Origin of the sequence: Aliinostoc sp. HNIBRCY26 (assembly GCF_050235535.1) — a bacterium.
Lineage (GTDB): Bacteria > Cyanobacteriota > Cyanobacteriia > Cyanobacteriales > Nostocaceae > Trichormus.
Genome location: NZ_CP189852.1, coordinates 1,845,995 through 1,863,843, shown reverse-complemented (window position 1 = coordinate 1,863,843; position 17,849 = coordinate 1,845,995). Strand labels below are relative to the sequence as shown.

The 17,849-nt window shown below is 42.4% G+C and carries 24 protein-coding genes; 23 read left to right on the top strand and 1 reads right to left on the bottom strand.

Translation table 11 applies throughout. From position 1 onward, the window contains the following. The first annotated feature begins 7 nt into the window (after positions 1-7). The 19 genes from rpsH to ACQFX9_RS07800 all read left to right on the top strand — a co-directional run bounded on the left by rpsH (position 8) and on the right by ACQFX9_RS07800 (position 12,179). Positions 8-409, top strand: coding sequence for a 30S ribosomal protein S8 (gene rpsH, locus ACQFX9_RS07890; RefSeq protein ID WP_103140476.1), 402 nt, complete (start codon positions 8-10; stop codon positions 407-409). An 88-nt stretch (positions 410-497) separates the two neighbouring features. Further along, the gene (rplF, locus tag ACQFX9_RS07885; protein ID WP_427162831.1) at positions 498-1,046 is read left to right on the top strand and encodes a 50S ribosomal protein L6; all 549 of its coding nucleotides are present in this window, start codon (positions 498-500) and stop codon (positions 1,044-1,046) included. 3 nt (positions 1,047-1,049) lie between these two features. Next, on the top strand, positions 1,050-1,412 hold the full coding sequence (gene rplR / locus ACQFX9_RS07880; protein ID WP_103140474.1) for a 50S ribosomal protein L18: 363 nt from the start codon (positions 1,050-1,052) through the stop codon (positions 1,410-1,412). A 93-nt stretch (positions 1,413-1,505) separates the two neighbouring features. Next, entirely contained in the window at positions 1,506-2,033 is a 528-nt protein-coding gene (gene rpsE, locus ACQFX9_RS07875; RefSeq protein ID WP_427161469.1) for a 30S ribosomal protein S5, read from the top strand. 45 nt (positions 2,034-2,078) lie between these two features. Further along, on the top strand, positions 2,079-2,525 hold the full coding sequence (gene rplO, locus ACQFX9_RS07870) for a 50S ribosomal protein L15 (RefSeq protein WP_103140472.1): 447 nt from the start codon (positions 2,079-2,081) through the stop codon (positions 2,523-2,525). A gap of 71 nt (positions 2,526-2,596) precedes the next feature. Then, a complete protein-coding gene (gene secY, locus ACQFX9_RS07865; RefSeq protein ID WP_427161468.1) occupies positions 2,597-3,910 on the top strand; it encodes a preprotein translocase subunit SecY in 1,314 nt (437 codons plus the stop codon). Beyond that, positions 3,910-4,470 (top strand): adenylate kinase, encoded by a 561-nt coding sequence (locus ACQFX9_RS07860; protein ID WP_427161467.1) that lies wholly within the window; start codon positions 3,910-3,912, stop codon positions 4,468-4,470. The genes secY and ACQFX9_RS07860 overlap by 1 nt, the downstream gene beginning before the upstream one ends. A 168-nt stretch (positions 4,471-4,638) precedes the next feature. Then, positions 4,639-4,863 carry a translation initiation factor IF-1 gene (gene infA / locus ACQFX9_RS07855; protein ID WP_006276978.1) on the top strand — a complete coding sequence of 75 codons (225 nt, stop codon included), beginning with the start codon at positions 4,639-4,641 and terminating at the stop codon, positions 4,861-4,863. Between the two features lie 116 nt (positions 4,864-4,979). Further along, positions 4,980-5,093: a 50S ribosomal protein L36 gene (gene rpmJ, locus ACQFX9_RS07850; protein WP_082803684.1), complete on the top strand. Its 114-nt coding sequence runs from the start codon at positions 4,980-4,982 to the stop codon at positions 5,091-5,093. A gap of 206 nt (positions 5,094-5,299) precedes the next feature. Then, positions 5,300-5,680 (top strand): 30S ribosomal protein S13, encoded by a 381-nt coding sequence (gene rpsM / locus ACQFX9_RS07845; protein ID WP_103140469.1) that lies wholly within the window; start codon positions 5,300-5,302, stop codon positions 5,678-5,680. Between the two features lie 57 nt (positions 5,681-5,737). Further along, positions 5,738-6,133 (top strand): 30S ribosomal protein S11, encoded by a 396-nt coding sequence (rpsK, locus tag ACQFX9_RS07840; protein ID WP_096558115.1) that lies wholly within the window; start codon positions 5,738-5,740, stop codon positions 6,131-6,133. A 347-nt stretch (positions 6,134-6,480) separates the two neighbouring features. Continuing rightward, positions 6,481-7,428 (top strand): DNA-directed RNA polymerase subunit alpha, encoded by a 948-nt coding sequence (locus tag ACQFX9_RS07835; RefSeq protein ID WP_103140468.1) that lies wholly within the window; start codon positions 6,481-6,483, stop codon positions 7,426-7,428. 34 nt (positions 7,429-7,462) lie between these two features. Next, positions 7,463-7,813: a 50S ribosomal protein L17 gene (gene rplQ / locus ACQFX9_RS07830; RefSeq protein ID WP_427161466.1), complete on the top strand. Its 351-nt coding sequence runs from the start codon at positions 7,463-7,465 to the stop codon at positions 7,811-7,813. 94 nt (positions 7,814-7,907) lie between these two features. Then, positions 7,908-8,762 carry a tRNA pseudouridine(38-40) synthase TruA gene (gene truA, locus ACQFX9_RS07825; RefSeq protein ID WP_427161465.1) on the top strand — a complete coding sequence of 285 codons (855 nt, stop codon included), beginning with the start codon at positions 7,908-7,910 and terminating at the stop codon, positions 8,760-8,762. A 48-nt stretch (positions 8,763-8,810) separates the two neighbouring features. Further along, entirely contained in the window at positions 8,811-9,266 is a 456-nt protein-coding gene (gene rplM, locus ACQFX9_RS07820) for a 50S ribosomal protein L13 (RefSeq protein WP_427162830.1), read from the top strand. Continuing rightward, positions 9,266-9,682, top strand: a complete 417-nt coding sequence (gene rpsI, locus ACQFX9_RS07815; protein ID WP_427161464.1) for a 30S ribosomal protein S9 — start codon at positions 9,266-9,268, stop codon at positions 9,680-9,682. The genes rplM and rpsI overlap by 1 nt, the downstream gene beginning before the upstream one ends. Positions 9,683-10,002: 320 nt before the next feature. Continuing rightward, the gene (gene rpmE, locus ACQFX9_RS07810) at positions 10,003-10,236 is read left to right on the top strand and encodes a 50S ribosomal protein L31 (protein ID WP_236143995.1); all 234 of its coding nucleotides are present in this window, start codon (positions 10,003-10,005) and stop codon (positions 10,234-10,236) included. A gap of 100 nt (positions 10,237-10,336) precedes the next feature. After that, positions 10,337-11,434, top strand: coding sequence for a peptide chain release factor 1 (prfA, locus tag ACQFX9_RS07805; protein WP_427161463.1), 1,098 nt, complete (start codon positions 10,337-10,339; stop codon positions 11,432-11,434). 175 nt (positions 11,435-11,609) lie between these two features. Then, positions 11,610-12,179 (top strand): Uma2 family endonuclease, encoded by a 570-nt coding sequence (locus tag ACQFX9_RS07800; RefSeq protein WP_427162829.1) that lies wholly within the window; start codon positions 11,610-11,612, stop codon positions 12,177-12,179. A 118-nt stretch (positions 12,180-12,297) separates the two neighbouring features. Here ACQFX9_RS07800 and ACQFX9_RS07795 read toward each other — a convergent pair whose 3' ends face one another. Further along, the gene (locus ACQFX9_RS07795) at positions 12,298-12,732 is read right to left on the bottom strand and encodes a hypothetical protein (RefSeq protein ID WP_427161462.1); all 435 of its coding nucleotides are present in this window, start codon (positions 12,730-12,732) and stop codon (positions 12,298-12,300) included. 219 nt (positions 12,733-12,951) lie between these two features. On the opposite strand from ACQFX9_RS07795, the gene ACQFX9_RS07790 reads away from it, so the two are divergent. The 4 genes from ACQFX9_RS07790 to ACQFX9_RS07775 all read left to right on the top strand — a co-directional run bounded on the left by ACQFX9_RS07790 (position 12,952) and on the right by ACQFX9_RS07775 (position 17,771). Further along, on the top strand, positions 12,952-13,314 hold the full coding sequence (locus ACQFX9_RS07790) for a helix-turn-helix domain-containing protein (RefSeq protein WP_427161461.1): 363 nt from the start codon (positions 12,952-12,954) through the stop codon (positions 13,312-13,314). A 93-nt stretch (positions 13,315-13,407) separates the two neighbouring features. Then, positions 13,408-16,110, top strand: a complete 2,703-nt coding sequence (locus tag ACQFX9_RS07785) for a DNA methyltransferase (RefSeq protein WP_427161460.1) — start codon at positions 13,408-13,410, stop codon at positions 16,108-16,110. 311 nt (positions 16,111-16,421) lie between these two features. Further along, positions 16,422-16,922, top strand: a complete 501-nt coding sequence (locus tag ACQFX9_RS07780) for a hypothetical protein (protein WP_427161459.1) — start codon at positions 16,422-16,424, stop codon at positions 16,920-16,922. A 24-nt stretch (positions 16,923-16,946) separates the two neighbouring features. Beyond that, a complete protein-coding gene (locus tag ACQFX9_RS07775; protein ID WP_427161458.1) occupies positions 16,947-17,771 on the top strand; it encodes an Rpn family recombination-promoting nuclease/putative transposase in 825 nt (274 codons plus the stop codon). The last annotated feature ends 78 nt before the right edge of the window (positions 17,772-17,849 follow it).

The following is a 17,849-nucleotide window of genomic DNA, read 5'->3' as shown; positions in this document are numbered from 1 at the left end:
GGGAACGATGGCGGCTAACGACACAATTGCAGATATGCTGACGCGCATCCGCAATGCCAACATGGCAAGGCATAAAAATACACAAGTGCCTGCTACGAAAATGACCCGTAGCATTGCTAAAGTGCTACAAGAAGAAGGCTTTATTGCTGAATATGCAGAAGAGGGCGAAGGCATAAAACGTAACCTAGTGATTTCTCTGAAATACAAAGGTAAAAATCGCCAACCCCTAATTACTGCACTCAAACGGGTAAGTAAACCAGGTTTGCGTGTTTACTCCAACAGAAAAGAATTACCACGGGTATTAGGTGGTATTGGTATTGCCATCATTTCCACATCCAGTGGTATTATGACCGACCGCGAAGCGCGTCGTCAGAACTTAGGTGGTGAAATCCTCTGCTACGTCTGGTAGTTTTCCAGAGTCAACAGTCAACAGTCAACAGTCAATAGTTTTGACGACAGACCATAGACTATCGACGAATCACAAAGGTCAAACAGTCATGTCTCGTATTGGTAAACGTCCAATTACTATTCCCGCCAAAGTACAAGTAAGCATTGATGGGGCAAAAATCGCCGTAAAAGGGCCTAAAGGTGAACTTTCCCGCGATTTACCCACCAACGTCATAGTCTCTCAAGAGGGAGAAATTTTAACAGTGGCCCGTAAGGATGACTCTCGTACCTCTCGGCAAATGCACGGTTTGAGCCGGACTTTAGTTGCCAACATGGTAGAGGGAGTTTCCCAAGGGTTTCAACGCCGCCTAGAAATCCAAGGTGTGGGTTATCGGGCGCAAGTGCAAGGGCGCAACCTAGTGTTGAACATGGGTTACAGCCACCAAGTCCAAATTGAACCACCAGAAGGCATTCAGTTTGCGGTAGAAAATAACACTAACGTCATTGTTAGTGGCTATGACAAAGAAATTGTCGGGAATACAGCAGCTAAAATCCGTGCCGTTCGTCCACCAGAACCCTACAAAGGTAAGGGTATCCGCTATGCAGGCGAAGTGGTGAGACGCAAAGCTGGTAAGACCGGAGGTAAAGGTAAGAAATAAGCTATGAAACTTACTCGTAGGGAATCAAAACAGCGTCGTCACAAACGCATCCGGGGCAAAGTTAAAGGTTCACCAGAACGCCCACGGTTAGCAGTATTCCGTTCCCATGAGCATATTTATGCTCAGGTGATTGATGATACACAGCATCATACGCTAGTAGCAGCGTCGACTGTAGAACCAGCATTGAAGGCTAGTCTATCTTCAGGTGGTAACTGCGAAGCATCAGCCCAAGTTGGTAAATTAATCGCCCAGCGATCGCTAGAAAAAGGGATCACCAAAGTCGTATTTGACCGTGGTGGTAACTTATATCATGGTCGCATCAAAGCCCTAGCGGAAGCCGCACGCGAAGCAGGTCTAGATTTTTAACCAGTCAAAAGTCCCAAGTCAAAAGTCAAAAGCATTGACTATTGACTAATGACTAATGACTAATGACTAATGACTAAATAGAGAGCATAGATTATGGCAACTGGTCGTCGTAAAGCTAACCGCGCAAAAAAAGAAGAAACCACCTGGCAAGAACGCGTCATTCAGATTCGCCGTGTCAGCAAAGTGGTCAAAGGTGGTAAAAAACTCAGCTTCCGCGCCATTGTGGTCGTTGGTAACGAACGTGGTCAAGTCGGTGTGGGAGTAGGCAAAGCTTCCGATGTAATTGGAGCTGTGAAAAAAGGTGTCGCTGATGGCAAAAAACACCTAATTGACATCCCCATCACTAAATCCAACTCCATTCCTCACCCTATTGATGGTGTGGGTGGTGGTGCTAAAGTCATCATGCGTCCAGCTGCCCCTGGTACTGGGGTAATTGCAGGTGGCGCAGTCCGCACAGTATTGGAATTAGCTGGAGTGCGTAACGTTCTGGCTAAACAACTTGGCTCAAACAACCCACTCAACAACGCTAGAGCCGCAGTCAACGCCTTATCTACCCTGCGTACCTTAACCGAAGTCGCTGAAGACCGGGGCATTGCTATTGAAAAACTCTACGTTCAGTAGAGCAACTGTTACAAAATTTTTCTGTAAACAGGTATCAATTACACCATGAGAATCAACGATCTAAAGCCCCAAAAAGGCTCTAAAAAGCGCGGTCGCCGTGTCGGTAGAGGTATTGCTGCTGGACAAGGTGCCAGCGCCGGTGCCGGTATGAGAGGTCAAAAGGCTCGCTCAGGTAGCAGCACTAGACCAGGATTTGAAGGGGGTCAACAGCCACTGTACCGCCGCATACCTAAACTCAAAGGCTTTCCTTTAGTTAATCGTAAAATTTACACTACGATTAATGTAGAGAAGCTCGCCTCTCTTCCTGCCAACACAGAAGTAACATTGGAATCCTTAAAAGCAGCAGGTATTCTCACTGCTGTCAAAGGCCCATTGAAAATTTTGGGCAATGGGGAATTAGGTGTGGCACTGACAGTGAAAGCAGCAGCTTTTACAGGTCAAGCTCGGAGCAAAATTGAGGCCGCTGGAGGGAGTTGTGAAGTTTTAGGTTGAGCCAGAACAGCGCACTTAAAATACTAGTCAACTTGCTTCCGGTGCCTGGTTCACGATAAAGGTAGCACTCTATGATCAGTCGAGATAAAGCCCCAACGGCTCAAGAAACTTTTATGCAGATGGCACAAGCAGCTGGACTGAGAGGTAGGCTGCTTGTCACTGTCGGTATTTTAATTTTGGTTCGCTTGGGTATATTTTTACCCGTACCAGGAATTGATAGAGCTAGGTTCGCTGAAGCTATATCGGGCAATAATTCTATATTCGGTTTGTTGGATATTTTCTCTGGACGGGGACTTTCCACTTTAGGGGTCTTTGCTTTAGGGATTTTGCCCTTTATTAATGCGTCCATTATTATCCAATTACTAACAGCGGCCATTCCATCTTTAGAAAATTTACAAAAAAACGAAGGCGAAGCTGGTCGGCGGAAAATTTCCCAAATCACACGCTACGTTTCTCTTGGTTGGGCAATTATACAAAGTACGGCATTTTCGGCTTTGTTTCTCCAACAGTTTGCCTTAAACCCTGGGCCAATATTTGTAGCGGAAACAGCGATCGCCCTCACGGCTGGTTCAATGTTTGTGATGTGGGCATCGGAACTGATCACTGAACGAGGCATTGGCAACGGTGCATCATTGTTGATTTTTATCAACATTGTGGCTTCATTACCTAAATCCTTGGGCAATACCATTGAGTTAGTGCAAGTGCGGGGTCAGGAAATTGTCGGTAGCGTGATTGTACTAGTGTTACTATTCCTAGCCACAATTGTCGGTATTGTGTTTGTGCAGGAAGGCATTCGTCGCATACCAATTATTTCGGCTCGTCGTCAAGTTGGTAGACGCGTTTTAGCGGAGCAACGCAGCTATCTACCTCTGCGACTCAATCAAGGCGGTGTAATGCCGATTATTTTTGCTGCTGCTATCCTCAGCTTGCCATCACTGATCGCTAACGTGACCAAAAATGAAGCAGTGACCAGAATTGTCAGTAATTATTTGAGTCCTAATGGGCCTAATTCCTGGCTGTACTCTCTAGTCTACTTTGTGTCCATCATTTTCTTTAGCTACTTCTACTCTTCTTTGATCGTCAATCCAGTTGATGTTGCACAGAACTTGAAGAAAATGGGTTCTAGTATTCCAGGAATTCGTCCAGGGAAAGCAACTAGCGAGTATATTGAGCGCGTAATTAATCGGCTGACTTTTCTCGGTGCATTGTTTTTGGGTTTAGTGGCAATTATCCCCACTGCTGTAGAAAGCAATCTGCCAGTTAAAACATTCCAAGGCATAGGGGCTACTTCCTTACTGATTATAGTGGGCGTAGCTATAGACACTGCCAAACAAATCCAAACTTACGTAATTTCTCAGCGATATGAAGGGATGGTGAAGCAATAGTGACGCGACTAATCTTCTTGGGGCCGCCGGGTGCAGGAAAAGGAACTCAAGCTCAAATTATGGCAGAACATCTCAGTATTCCTCATATTTCTACGGGGGATATATTGAGGCAAGCTATGAAAGAGCAAACTCCTTTAGGAATTAAAGCTCAAAGCTATGTTGATAGCGGAGATTTAGTTCCTGACCAGTTGGTGCAAGACCTTGTGGCAGAACGTCTAGAACAGGCAGATGCTCAGTCTGGTTGGATTCTAGATGGGTTTCCCCGTAAGGTGACACAAGCAGCCTTTTTAGAGGAATTACTGCAAACCACTGGTCAAGGCGGCGAAAAAGTAGTCAATTTAGATGCTCCAGATGCCGTGGTCGTAGCAAGACTACTGTCTAGAGGACGTAAGGACGACAGTGAAGAAGTGATTCGCCACCGTCTAGAAGTCTATCGCCATGAAACAGCACCTTTAATTGATTACTATCGCGATCGCCACAAACTCTTGACAGTCAATGGTGATCAATCCCAAGCAGAAGTCACTCACGCATTGAAAGCTACTTTAGAAAACAGGGAATAGGGAATCAGGAATGGGGAATAGAGAATTTACCACTCTCAACTTCCCACTCCCAACTCCCCATCAGATAGCTAAGATATATTAAGAAACTGTTGATATATTTGTCATACTGTGTTCTGTTGCAGAACAATACTGCGAAAGAACAAACAACTATTGAGTTGAGGGAAAAACTTGTCTAAACAAGATTTGATCGAAATGGAAGGTACAGTCACAGAATCATTGCCCAATGCGATGTTTCGGGTAGACTTAGACAATGGATTCAACGTCTTAGCACACATTTCTGGGAAAATTCGCCGCAATTACATTAAAATTCTGCCTGGCGATCGCGTCAAAGTAGAATTGACTCCCTATGATCTCACAAAGGGCAGAATCACCTACCGATTGCGGAAAAAGTAGATATACGTATAGCAGTCTACCACAAAAAAAATTATTTGGGTGTTACCCATTTACTTAATTGGATAAATTTTTCTAGAAATGCTATAATTTAATATTTGGAGTCATTTGCAAACGACATGAAAGTCAGAGCTTCAGTCAAGAAAATTTGTGAAAAGTGTAACGTGATCAAACGCCGTGGTCGCGTCATGGTGATTTGCATCAACCCCAAACACAAACAACGTCAAGGGTAGTGTGATTGAAAGTGCTGAGTGCTGAGTGGGGTATCGCACTTGAAAATAAAGTCCGTCTGATAGTTCCGAGGAACGGGTTCTGTTAGTAGTCGGGGAAGGTATCCCCCAAGGAAGTAAAGTATCTCACTCATAACTCAGCACCCATAACTCAGCACTGAGTTAGCGTTTTCCATCAGCAATTGCAGTAACAATAGGGAGAGTTAATTGTGGCACGTATTGCCGGAGTAGACCTGCCACGCGACAAACGCGTTGAAATTGGTCTCACTTATATCTACGGAATTGGATTGACCAGATCACAACAAATTCTGGCGGATACAGGAGTTAATCCTGATACCCGTGTTAAAGAACTGAGTGATGCTGATATCGCAGCTTTGCGTGCGGAAATTGAAAGCAACTATCAAGTTGAAGGTGATTTGCGACGCTGGGAAGCGATGAATATCAAGCGATTGGTTGACATCGGTACATATAGAGGTCGTCGTCACCGTATGGGCTTGCCAGTCAGAGGTCAAAGAACCCGTACCAATGCTAGAACCCGTCGAGGCAGACGGCAGACTGTAGCAGGTAAGAAAAAAGCTCCTGGTAAGTAAATTTCGTATACTTGCTGCTGAACTCAGCAAGTTTCCCCCTAGATTAACTAAACGAATATGGCAAGACAACCAACTAAAAAAACTGGCAGCAAGAAGCAAAAACGTAACGTCCCCAACGGGATGGCTTACATCCAGTCTACTTTCAACAATAGCATTGTCACTATTACCGATCAAAACGGAGATGTGATCTCCTGGGCTAGTGCGGGTTCTAGTGGATTCAAAGGGGCCAAGAAAGGAACTCCCTTTGCTGCCCAAACTGCTGCTGAAAGTGCTGCTCGTCGAGCTATCGACCAAGGAATGCGCCAAATTGAGGTCATGGTGAGTGGCCCAGGAGCAGGACGAGAAACTGCAATTCGTGCATTGCAAGGTGCAGGACTGGAAATTACACTCATTCGTGATATCACCCCTATTCCTCACAATGGTTGTCGTCCACCCAAACGCCGCCGAGTCTAAACACTTAAGCTATTGGCCATTGAGGGTAAGACGTTTAATCAACAGCAATCACCTGTAAATAATGCTGGTAAGTTAGTGAAAAACCTGTCACGCAGGGTGATAGCTGGAGCTATTCCGACGGCTGGAGTGATCAAAAGCATATCAGCTCTTCCACTGGGGAGGGCTGTTAAGGTTACAATCACTCACAACTATAATGAATGCCCGTAAGCTCAGTAGGTGTGTCAAATTTAGCGAATTTCTCAAATTTGGCAGTTTGATCCACCAAAAGCAGGCCCAAGGCAATAAATTAAATTCCAGAGGCAATCAACTTGCCTGCTAGCAGCACCTTAAATAAGGGAGGCTACTCCGTGGCGCAATTTCAAATTGAATGTGTAGAGTCCAGTACAGAAGAAAGTCGGAGTCATTACAGTAAGTTTATCTTAGAACCTCTAGAACGTGGTCAAGGCACAACAGTTGGCAACGCTCTACGTCGGGTTTTACTTTCAAATTTAGAAGGAACAGCAGTTACAGCCGTTAGAATTGCTGGGGTTACTCACGAGTTTGCCACAGTTCCAGGCGTGCGGGAAGATGTCCTAGATATCTTGATGCGAATGAAGGATGTGATTCTCAAGAGTTACTCCTCGCAACCCCAAATCGGTCGATTGTTGGTGAATGGGCCAGCAACCGTGACATCGGCACATTTTGATTTGCCAAGTGAAGTCGAAGTCATCGATCCTACCCAGTATATCGCCACCGTTGCCGAGGGGGGCAAACTGGAAATGGAATTTCGCATTGAGAGAGGCAAAGGGTATCGCACCGTAGAAAGGGGGCGTGAAGAAGCTACATCCCTAGACTTTTTGCAAATCGACTCAGTGTTTATGCCAGTGCGAAAAGTCAACTATAGCGTTGAAGAAGCGCGTGGAGATGGTTCGATCCCCAAAGACAGGCTGCTTTTAGAAGTCTGGACGAATGGTGGTCTTTCACCCCAAGAAGCACTATCTTCAGCAGCTGGGATTTTGGTAGACCTATTTAATCCCCTGAAAGATATCTCCCTTGAACCTACGGATACAAGTTCAGAGATTCCTGACGACCCCACAGCTCAAATCCCCATTGAAGAGTTACAACTTTCTGTGCGGGCTTACAACTGTCTCAAGCGAGCGCAGGTTAACTCTGTGGCAGACTTATTGGATTACACCCAAGAAGATTTGTTAGAGATTAAGAACTTCGGACAGAAGTCAGCAGAAGAGGTAGTGGAAGCACTGCAACGCCGTCTAGGTATTACCTTACCTCAAGAAAGAAGCTCTAAACACAGCTAAACCAACACCGTTAATTATTTCAAAGTAGATTTTTATGCGTCACCGTTGCCGGGTTAAAAAACTAAGTAAACCAACTGACCAGCGTCGCGCCCTACTGCGATCGCTCACCACTGAACTGATTCGTCATGGTAAGATCACCACTACTTTAGTCCGCGCCAAGGTACTGCGCTCTGAAGTAGACAAAATGATTACCCTGGCTAAAGACGGTTCATTAACAGCACGTCGTCAAGCTTTAGGCTATATCTACGACAAACAGCTAGTTCATGCTCTATTTGAGCAGGCCCCCACACGCTACGCCAATCGTCAAGGTGGTTACACCCGCATTCTCCACACCGTTCCCCGCCGTGGAGATAACGCGGAAATGGCAATCATCGAACTAGTGTAGAGAAGGCAGGAGGCAGAAGGCAAGAGGCAGAAGGCAAGAGGAAAAAATTATTATTTTTACTCAGCACTCATAACTCAGCACTGCCCAAAATCCTATGTTAGCGAGCCACCAACCAGAACCAACTCAGCGAGTCGCCTTAGTAATTCAATACTTAGGCACTCATTTTCATGGTTGGCAACGGCAAAAGCAACATCGCACAGTCCAAGAAGAAATAGAGACAGCGATCGCTAATATATTGGGACATCATGTCACACTCCACGGTGCAGGGCGCACCGATAGCGGAGTCCATGCTGCGGCGCAAGTAGCCCATTTTGATGCAGCAAGTTTGATTCCGGCACATAGGTGGGCAGCAATTTTAAATAGTTATTTGCCCGACGATATATTAATCAGGGCTTCGGCAAGTGTCAACGACCGTTGGCACGCCCGTTTTAGTGCAGCGTATCGGCGGTATCGCTACACCATTTATACTGAAGGTTGTCCCAACTTGTTTGTCAAACCCTTCAGTTGGCATTATTATCATCCGCCTTTAGATGAATCACTCATGCAAGCTGCCTTAAAACCACTTTTGGGAAAGCATGATCTAGCAGCTTTTCATCGCGCTGGGTCAAAGCGATCGCATTCCTGGGTGGAAGTGCAAGCAGTAGAGTGTCATCGCCAAGGGCCGTTTATCCATATTGAAATTCAAGCAGATGGATTTTTATATGGCATGGTGCGGTTGTTAGTAGGGATGCTAGCACAGGTAGGTTCTGGACAAAGAACCCTCGCTAGTTTCACCGACATCTGGAAAGAGCAACGCCGCCAAGAAGTCAAGTACGCCGCACCACCGCAAGGCTTATGTCTATTGCGAGTCGGCTACCCTGACTTTCCCTTTTCCCCTGATGTTTGGTATGACACCATGCCAAAGTTAGTGATTAGTCAAGAGTCAACGGTCAATAGTCAACTGCTCTAACTATTGACTATCGACTCCCAAAAAAATGACAAAGGATAATACACAATGATGAGTAAAACCTACCTTCCTCCTCAAGACTCTCTTGAGCATGAGTGGTACGTAGTAGATGCCACAGATAAACGTCTCGGTCGGCTCGCCAGCGAAGTCGCAATGGTTTTAAGAGGCAAAAACAAACCTCACTTTACCCCCCACTTAGACACAGGGGACTTTGTAATTGTCATCAATGCTGAGAAAGTAGCAGTTACAGGCAAAAAACGGACACAGAAACTCTACCGTCGTCACTCTGGCCGTCCTGGTGGAATGAAGACTGAAACCTTTGCCAAACTGCAACAGCGTTTACCAGAAAGAATTGTGGAACACGCCGTCAAAGGTATGTTACCTAAAAATAGCTTGGGTAAGCAGTTATTTACTAAACTGAAAGTCTACGCAGGGCCTACACATCCCCACGCAGCGCAAAAACCCAAAGAACTCAACATTAATACAATTCCTGGAGCAGAAAGTTAATGGTAGTAGCAGAAGCAAATAGCGGCCGCGCCGTGTACTGGGGTACTGGTCGCCGTAAATCCGCAGTCGCACGGGTGCGTTTAGTTCCCGGTACTGGCCAATTGATTGTCAACGGCAAACCTGGAGACTTGTACTTCCAATTCAATGCCAATTATTTGGGAGTCATCAAAGCTCCTTTAGAAACCTTGGGACTAGAAAACGAATATGACATTCTAGTCAAAGCAGAAGGCGGCGGTTTAACTGGACAAGCCGACTCTGTACGTTTGGGAATAGCTCGCGCTTTATGCCAACTAGACCCCGAAAACCGTCCACCCCTCAAGGTTGAAGGTTACTTGACTCGTGACCCACGAGCAAAAGAACGGAAAAAATATGGTCTGCACAAAGCTCGTAAAGCTCCTCAATACTCCAAACGTTAGGGAATTGGGTATCGGGGATTGGGTATTGGGAAACATTTTAAATTCCTAGTCCCCAGTCCCCAGTCCTGACAGGTGTAGGTTTTTGATGTGGGAATGAGTGGACACTCTCAAACAGAGTTCTAAACGTGGTTCAAATAACGAAATTTCGTTCTTAGGTAAAAAATCAAAGACTAAAATTTGAGTTTTCAACTAACGGAAAAACCCCATTTCAGCCACGTTTGTAAAATACCTACACCTGTCAGAGTCCCCAGTCCCCAAAACCTAGTACCTAAATACAAGCAAAAAGTTATAATTTATATAGATTCACCACAAAAGGAACAATGGCTAAACCTGATATTCATCCCCAGTGGTATCCAGAAGCAAAAGTATATTGCAACGGTCAAGTTGTGATGACTGTTGGTTCTACCAAACCCGAATTACACGTAGATGTTTGGTCTGGAAACCACCCTTTTTACACTGGTACTCAGAAGATTATTGACACCGAAGGACGCGTGGAAAGATTCCTTCGCAAATACGGTATGTCTAGCAGTCAAGGCGACAAAAAGAAAAAGTAGCTGGTTGGCTCTGCTGTTAACGACGACCCTGCAAATGCTGGGTCGATTGTCATTTAATGCCTGAGCCAACTTGTTATTTTTTAAGGAGCGTTGCACTGTTATGGCTGAAACATACTTACTGGAGAAACTGAGATCCGTTGAACAAACCTTCAATGAATTGACTCGTCGCCTAGCTGACCCTGATACTGCTAAAAATCCTGATGAGTATCAAAAAATTGCTAAGTCTCGTTCTTCCTTGGAAGAAGTCGTTAATACTTACGACACTTGGAAAACAGCGCAGGAAGAATTAGTCGGGGCGCGTCAGGTACTCAAAGAGGCAAACAGCGATCCTGAGTTGCAAGAAATGGCAGCTTTGGAAGTAAAAGAATTAGAAGAAAAAATCGAATATTTAGAAACCCGCTTGAAAGTGTTGCTGCTACCCCGTGACCCCAATGATGATAAAAACATCATGTTGGAAATTCGGGCTGGGACTGGTGGTGACGAAGCAAGTATCTGGGCGGGAGATTTACTGCGGATGTATTCTCGCTATGCTGATACTCAAGGTTGGCGAGTCAAGTTGGTGAGTGAGTCTCTGGGTGAAATGGGCGGCTTCAAAGAAGTGATCCTGGAAATTCAAGGCGAGAGTGTCTACAGTAAGCTGAAGTTTGAAGCTGGTGTTCATCGGGTGCAGCGCGTACCGGCCACGGAAGCTGGGGGAAGGGTTCACACCTCCACAGCTACAGTTGCAATTATGCCAGAGGTCGATGATGTAGAAGTTCACATTGACCCGAAAGATATTGAAATGACCACAGCACGTTCTGGTGGTGCGGGTGGACAAAACGTCAACAAAGTGGAAACTGCGGTTGACTTGATGCACAAACCAACGGGAATTCGGATTTTCTGTACAGAAGAACGCAGCCAGTTGCAAAACAAAGAACGGGCGATGCAAATTCTGCGGGCGAAACTATATGAAATGAAGTTGCGGGAACAGCAAGAAGAAGTAACTTCCATGCGGCGATCGCAAGTTGGTACAGGATCGCGTTCAGAAAAAATCCGCACTTATAACTATAAAGATAACCGCGCCACTGACCACCGTTTAGGTCAAAACTTCTCCCTTAACCCTGTTTTGGAAGGAGATATCGAAGACCTCATCCAATCTTGTATTTCTCAAGACCAGCAAGAAAGATTAGCAGAGTTAGCAGCTTCTGGTAGTAATTAGGGGTATAGGGGTTTAAGGGTGTAGGGGTATAGGGGTTTAGTAAATATTGATTATAAATTGGGTGGGGCGATCGCTCTACCCAATTTTGTATTTGAAGAAGTGCAAACTTTGGTGATCATAATTTCTCTGTAAGACTTGTTCCATAATGAAGATACAAGAGACAGTAGAGGTAGTTATGACTGTGCAGTTATTAAGACGAAAATTTACAGTAGACCAATATCATAAAATGATTGAGTCGGGAATTCTGACGGCAGATGATCGGGTGCAACTGATACGAGGAGAAATTATTGAGATGTCACCTATTGGAACAAAACACGCTTCTTGTGTGAAGCGTTTAAATAAAATTTTCGCTAATAAATTAGGTGATAGAGTTCTAATTGCTATTCAAGACCCTGTAGAACTTGATGATAGTTCCGAACCTCAGCCAGATGTAGCCTTAATCAAACCCCGTGATGATTTTTATGAAAATGCACATCCCCAACCACAGGACATTTTCTTATTAGTAGAAGTCGCTGATTCCACAATTCAGTTTGATAGAGAAGTCAAGATACCTTTATATGCGATTGCAAATATAAGTGTAGTTTGGTTAATAGATATTAACGAACAAACTATTGAAGTTTATCAACAACCAACTGTCACTGGATATCAGCAAATACAGAAATTTACTCGTGGTGAAACTTTAGTAATTCCTGGCTTTCCTGATGTCAAAATCACCGTTGATGAAATCTTTGGTATATCAGTATAACTTATTAAATTCAGTTCGTAGTAAGGACTTTAGTCCTTCTTTGGGAACTAGAGTTCTCTCTACGAGACGCTGCGCGTAGCTTGCTTCCCCAGAGGGGTACACTACCAAACTTGAATCACTAAACTGCTTGTGGTGCTGTTGTTGTTAAGACTTTCATACGGTTTTCTAATGCCGCTTGTAGTTCTTCTTCCATCTCTTGAGAATATCGATAATAGACAAATTCATATTTTAAGAGATAATTTAATCTCTGCCATTCCTTCATAATTTGACAGCTAGAAATTAAACTTTCTACTTCCTTTTGCCAACGCAGAAAGATTCGGTAACTAAAAAAGCTACTGCATATATTGCCTTTTATATCCCAAAAAGAGATACAAACTTGATGTTTCAGACAATAGATTTTTTTAATTTGTTTGACGTTATAGCCTTGAGCATTTAAAGCTGCTTGTGCTTCAGTGTGAGATATACACCAATTTTGTGGTTTAATTTTATTAGCTGCAATTAAATTTTTATTTTTACGGCGATATTGATTAATTCTGCGTAGCTTGCGAGACATGATGCACCTGTTCTGATTACACACACTGGCATTGCAGCCTTGAAACATTAATTCGCGCTCAAGACTACTTACTTTAGAGTAACTTTACCTATTACTTCAGTTGCAATATTAAAACTTAGATTATATACACTACAGCTAAAACCAAACTCTGTCAATCAAAATGTCAACGGATAGTGTTACAACTAAATTTGTAAATACAGTTGACTAGCCATAAAAGCAGTGAACGTTGAAAGCAGACAAAAACTGATTGAAATCATTAGATCGGCTCGCGGTTCGTTGAGTCAGCGAGCCTTTGGTAAATCGCTGGGAGTTTCTGCGACTGCGGTTCAGATGTGGGAGAAGGGCGTAAAAGTGCCAGATACAGAAAATCTGGCTCAAATCGCGGCCAAAGCAGGCTACACAATGGAAGAGTTACTCTGTTGTTTGGAAGGAAAACCAGTACAAGAAATTTCTGACTTAAATTTAATTTTACGACAAATCAAGCATATGCCGCTAAGTCAAGTAGCTCTGGTAGTGCAAGCGGCGGCGGATAGACTAGCGGCTGTGGCACAATCATCTGATGAGGAAGCAAAAGCTAGTTAAATCAATTAATTATGTAGATTTTTCTTACCATTTGAAGAGATGAATTTATAACATGGGAATAGTTATAAGTGCGTAGACTAATCCCCTAAACAAATGGTAAAAGCAACACCTGAAAGCCTGAGTAAATTTGTTAGTTTTTGTCAACAGCACATCACAGGACAAGAAAAGAAAGAAGCACAAACTTTTTTAGACCGCTTTTTTCGGGCTTTTGGTCATGAAGGTGCATTAGAAGCGGGAGCTAGTTACGAGGAAGCAATTAAAAAAGGTAGCAAAAAAGGTAAAACGGGTTTTGCTGATTTGGTGTGGAAACCCCGTGTTTTAATTGAAATGAAAAAGCGAGGAGAAGATTTAAGTAAGCATTATTCCCAAGCTTTTGACTATTGGACGCGGTTAGTACCACAACGTCCTAAATATGTGATTCTGTGCAATTTTGATGAGTTTTGGATTTTCGATTTTGATATCCAATTAGATACACCTGTCGATGTAATTCCTCTTGAGCAGCTACCAGAAAGGGCTGGAGCATTTGGATTTATGGAATTAGGGGAAAAAACTCCTATTTTCCGTAACAATCAGGTGGAAGTGACAGAACGGGCGGCGCGTCGTATGGGCGAGTTGCTGCTGGAGTTGGAAAAACGCGGAATTGCTAAGTTAACAGCACAGCGATTTATTTTGCAATGTGTGTTAGCGATGTTTGCAGAAGATAGACAGCTTTTACCCCGTGATATGTTTATTTCTTGTGTTGAAGACTGTATCAATGGGACGAGTTCTTATGATGTTTTAGGTGGTTTATTTCGGGAAATGAATCAGCCAGGAATGACACCTGCTGGGCGTTATCAGGGAGTAGATTATTTTAATGGTGGGTTATTTTCGGTTATTCATCCAATTGAATTAACTAAAGACGAATTAAATTTTTTGGAGTTATCAGCTAAGGAAAATTGGAGTCAGGTACGTCCCGCAATTTTTGGTAATTTATTTGAAAGTACCATAGATACAATAGAACGCCATGCGCGAGGTATTCATTACACCTCAGAAGCGGACATCATGAAAATTGTGCGTCCGACAATTAGCCGTTATTGGGAAGAGAGAATAGAGGCGGCTAATACAATCGGTGAATTATCAAGATTGCAATTAGAATTACAAAGTTATCGCGTACTTGATCCGGCTTGTGGTTCGGGTAATTTTCTCTACATTGCTTATCAGGAACTCAAGCGGATAGAAATGTTATTGCTTGATAAAATTTCTCAGCGTCGGAAGTCAGAAGATAAACAAATGCAAATGGGATTTGTTACGCCATTGAATTTTTTTGGTATGGATACAAATCCTTTTGCAGTGGAGTTGGCTAGGGTGACGCTGATGATTGCGCGGAAGATTGCGATTGATAATTTAAAATTGACTGAGCCTGCTTTACCTTTGGATAGTTTGGATAACAATATTGTTTGTCAGGATGCGCTATTTCATGAATGGGTGAAGGCTGATGCAATTATTGGAAATCCACCGTTTTTAGGTGGGCATAGAATTAGGAAAGAGTTGGGGGATGATTACACTGAAAATATTTTTAAAACATTCCAAGAAGTTAGTAACCAACAAATAGACATTGCTTGTTATTGGTTTCGATTAGCCCATTCACAATTAAATGTACATGGCAGAGCAGGATTAGTAGCAACTAACTCAATCTGTCAAGGTAAAAATAGAGAGGCTGCTTTAGATTACATTGTGAGTCATGAAGGACACATTCATGATGCTATCTCTAGTCAACCTTGGTCTGGTGAAGCTAGTGTTCATGTAAGTATTATTAATTGGAGTAAAGAAATACCACATAAATTATATTTAGATAATTGCTCAGTTATAGCTATAAACTCTTCATTAAAATCTACTGTTGATGTTACTAAAGCAAATCGTTTAAAGGCTAATACTGGTTGGTGTATTCGTGGAGTAGAACCTAATGGTAACGGATTTATAGTGACTGAGGAGCAAGTAAAGGCTTGGATCATGGATGATGCGAGAAATCAAGAAATTCTGAAACCATTTTCAATGGGTGCTAATTTAGCCAAAAATCCTCATGGAACTCCAGAACGTTGGATTATTGATTTTGTAAATATGTCTATTGAAGAAGCAAGTAGTTACATTTTACCTTTCAGCTATTTAGAAAGATGTGTTAAGCCAGAGCGTTCAAAAAATCGTGAAATCAATTTGAGAAAAAAATGGTGGATATTCAAGCGCACTAATGAAGCAATGAGAAAAGCCATTGCTAGTTTAAAATTCTACTTTACTGTGCCTAGAGTGTCTAAGTGGTCTGTCTTTATTCCAGCACCTCTTAATTGGTTAGCAGGTGATAAGTCTGTTGTTCTAACCACTGATGATTTTTATGTTTTTGGCATTGTTTCATCAGAAATACATCGCACTTGGATGAATGCTCAAAAATCAACTTTAGGGGAAACAACCGCTTATACGCCAACAACTTGTTTTGAAACATTCCCCTTTCCTCAAAACCCAGATGCTAAATTAATTCAAAAAGTTCGTACTAAAGCTGAAGAACTCCATCAATATCGCACAGAACAAATGGAGTCAAAACAGTGGGGAATCACCACACTATATAATAAGTTTTTTGATGAGCCTACTAGCCAGCTTTATAAATTACATCAGCAGTTAGATAAATTAGTTATGCAAGCTTATGGGTTTAATGCTAAAGACGATATTTTAGAGAAACTTTTGCTATTAAATTCAGAATTGGCAGAAAAAGAAAAACAGGGAATAAAGATTATTGGTGCTTGGTGTCCAGTGGAATCAGTTATATAAGTTAATCAGAATCTAATTTTTCTCGTTATGTGGAAAAGTGAATGTTAGACCTAACCCCCTAACCCCCTTCTCCCTACTAGGGAAGGGGGAAAAGAGAAAGCCTCTCTTGTTGTGGTGGAGAGGTATTCTATGGGAAGAACTTCGCTTTATGGAGAGGGGTTGTTCAGATACCGTGAAAAATCAGGATTTAGATCACCTATTTTTTCAAAGAGTTGAAAAATTAAGTTATATAGGATTTATCCCAGATTTCAACAATGACGAGTTAGTGTAAACGGTTCTAAAATGGTGAGCATCAAATTTAACTAGGTGCAATGATGTCTCTCCGCAATGAACCTTTAGACTGGCAAGCAAATACTCAAGATAATTATGTTCCTATTTATCATAAAGGTAATTTAGTCGGTTTTTTTAAGCAAGAATATGCTAATGAAGTTATACAATTTCTGAATGAAGATGAAGTTTTAAAGAAAGCTTTAAAAAGAGCTTGCGCTGATTTGCTGAAAGTAACTGGCAAAGATATTAATTTAGTTAGTAGTTTAATCAAAAAATATATACAGGTGAGTGAACGTCCTAAACATGGAACTAAAGCGATCGCACTTTTATTAAAAGAACGACAAGCAGAACTAGATTTGAATGATTCGGAGTTTACAAAGTTCTGTGATACCTTCAAAATTTCCCCCGCAGAATTAAACAGTATCTATGCAGGTGAGGCATTTGATGATAAGTTGTTGCTACCACTCACACGCGTCCTCGGAGTTACCAAAGAGCGATTGTTAGAGGTGCGAGATGGTTCATCCATACAAAACAATACATAAATCACAGTTCACATATCAATAATTGTGAAAACAGACAGTATTTTCTATCGTCTATTTCAAGAATTTCCCGATATATTCTTTGAATTGATTGGAAATTCGCCTGATGTTGCTAGTATCTACCAATTTTCGTCCATCGAAATTAAGCAAACAGCCTTTAGAATCGATGGTGTATTTGTTCCCAATGGAGAAAATGAGCAACCAATTTACTTTGTAGAAGTGCAGTTTCAAGCTGATGATGGGATTTATTCACGTCTGATGGCGGAAATATGCTTATATCTACGTCAAAATCAACCTGTAAATGATTGGGGTGCTGTGGTTTTATACCCAAACAGAAGTTTAGATATAGGAGATATTAAACATTACAGAGAATTCTTTGTTAGTCAAAGAATCAGACGGATTTACTTGGATGAGTTAAGTACAGATTCACCTTTACCCATTGGTATTGCAACAGTTAAATTGATTGTGGCATCTGAGGATGCAGCCATCACCACAGCTAGAAATTTAGTAGAAAGAACAAAATTAGAAATAGACTCACCAAGAAAACAACAGCAATTATTACAATTAATAGAGACTATCTTGTTGTATAAGTTGCCCACAATCACTAAAGAGGAGCTAGAGGAAATGTTTAGCCTCAGTGAGTTAAGGAATACCCGATATTTTCAGGATGTTTTCCAAGAAGGTAAAGAAGAAGGTAGAGAAGAAGGTAGAGAAGAGGGTGTGCGTATAGATAAATTAAAAGTTGTACCGCCAATGTTAGCAGCAGGCTTGACAATAGAACAGATAGCACAAGCTCTAGAATTAAGTGTTGAGGAAGTACAGCAGGCTGTACATACGACAGATGACGGGTGATAGGTGACAGAAAAGAAAGAGGAAGTGTTGATTTCGTAGCAGTTTTAGAGCGAAAATTTAGCAAGTGACTGTTTCAAT